Origin of the sequence: Thiohalocapsa sp., from assembly GCF_019695415.1 — a bacterium.
GTDB lineage: Bacteria > Pseudomonadota > Gammaproteobacteria > Chromatiales > Chromatiaceae > Thiohalocapsa.
On record NZ_JAIFKJ010000426.1, the window covers coordinates 1 to 1,896 of the forward strand.

Genomic DNA, 1,896 nt, shown 5'->3' on the forward strand with positions numbered 1-1,896 from the left:
GTTCTCGGTGCGATGGCTGTGTCAGGGCGAGTTAAGCCCAGGTCGCGTCATGTTGCTCGCCGCCCCGTTGCCCGGTGGCTGCTCGCAGCAAGGCCAAGGCGGGCCCCCCCCGTGGTGGCCCGGCGCCTAAGCCTGTCGCAGAGACCACAATTGCGCGAGAACCGACGCTGCCGCTGCACGCAACCAGTGTGGGGGGCTGTCATGTCGCATCGCCGTGCTCAAGTCGACTTGGGCGAACGCCGGCGCAATAGGTAGGTGTCCATGAGCCAGCCCTTCTCCTCGCGCAGGCTGGCCTTAACTCGCAGCAGCTCATCCAGGACCTCATCCAGCGGCCCGGCGACCAGTACTTCGTCGTCGGCGCCCAGGTAGCCGCCCCAGTAGATGTCCATGTCTTGACCGAGAAAGCGCTGGAAGGAGGCGTTGTAATCCAGCATCACAACGGCGTTCTGCACTCGCGCCGGGTCCACCTGCTCCGCCTCGCGTCCGGTGATGATCTGCACCGACTCGCCGACCCGGTTGAGCGGGATTCGATGCCGCGCCGCCAGCACCTGCACGGCGCTGATGCCGGGGATCACGCTCACCTCCACGGTCTCAGGCAGCTCCCGAGCCACCGCCTCGACCATGCTGATGGTCTGGTCATAGAGCAGCGGGTCCCCCCACAACAGCAGACCGGCGGTCTGTCCGCCGGCCAGCTCGCGGGTCAGCAGGTGCGCGAAGATGCGCCGCTTCTCCGCGTGCCAGTCGGCGACGATGCCGCGGTAGGCGTCGCTGTCGCGGTCTACGGCACGCGGGCGCGGCGGACTCGGCACCGCCACCTCCCGATAGCCGCCGTCCGGGCGCACGCGCTGCATGATCTGCCGGCGCAGCGCGAGCAGCTCGTCCTTGCCACGGCCGGCCTTCTCCAGCAGAAAGAACACGTCCACCCGGCGCATGGCGGCCACGGCTTGGAGGGTCAGAAAGTCCGGATGCCCCGGACCGATACCGATCAGCGCGCAGTGCTTCATGTCTGATGATCATGGCGGGACAGGTGTCCAGCCAGCTTGACACCGATCAACGGAAAGACGGAATGACAGTTTTTTCGCTGGCGACACGCGCCAGGCGCAGTACCATCCGGGGCAGGCGAGCCGTAACGGCCCAAGCCGGCCTGGCGCCTTCCCCTTCGCATCGGGATCAGGCGCCCCCTAACACCGGCATCAGCATAATGATAGATGGGGCTCAATGACGCGAAGGGGTGCCGTCGCCGACACTCGCCCAGACCAGAACCGTTGCAGCACGCCGGCGGCCCACGCCCGAGCGGCGCGCTGCCACCCTAACGCAGTCGCCGGTGCCTGTCCGCGACCGACGCTCACCGACACGGAGCCGATCCATGCGCATCCTCTTCGTCCATCCCAACTACAGCGCCGGCGCCGCCGATATCGCCGGGAACTGGTCGCCGGCCTGGGTCACGTACCTCGCCGGTTACCTCAAGGCCGGCGGCTACATGGACTATCAGTTCGTCGACGCCCTGGTGGACGACCTGGATGACGAGCAGCTGCGCAGCGCCATCCGCGAGTCTGGGGCTGATGTCGTCGCGACCACGGCCATGACGCCGATGATCTATGCCGCGCAGCGGGTGCTCAAGATCGCCAAGGAGGAGTGCCCGAATGCCGTCACCGTTCTCGGCGGCATCCATCCCACCTTTATGTTCAAGCAGGTGCTCGCGGAGGCGCCCTGGATCGACGCCATCGTCCGCGGCGAGGGCGAAGCCGTGACGCTGAACCTGGTGCGCGCCATCGACGAGGGCCGCTGGCCTAACGAGCGCGATCAGATCAACGGCATCGCCTTCCTGGGCGACGACGGCGCCGTGGTGGCGACCCCTGCCGAGCCTTCCATCAAGGATATCGACACCATCAAGGC

At 67.1% G+C, this 1,896-nt stretch carries 2 protein-coding genes; one reads left to right on the forward strand and one right to left on the reverse strand.

Annotation, left to right across the window (positions count from 1 at the left end; genetic code table 11):
- Positions 1-218 precede the first annotated feature (218 nt).
- Positions 219-1,004 (reverse strand): precorrin-6A synthase (deacetylating), encoded by a 786-nt coding sequence (gene cobF / locus I6U14_RS12145; protein WP_296899666.1) that lies wholly within the window; start codon positions 1,002-1,004, stop codon positions 219-221.
- Between the two features lie 362 nt (positions 1,005-1,366).
- On the opposite strand from cobF, the gene I6U14_RS12150 reads away from it, so the two are divergent.
- Positions 1,367-1,896 (forward strand): cobalamin-dependent protein (locus I6U14_RS12150; protein WP_296899668.1); only part of this gene is annotated, 530 nt, incomplete at its 3' end.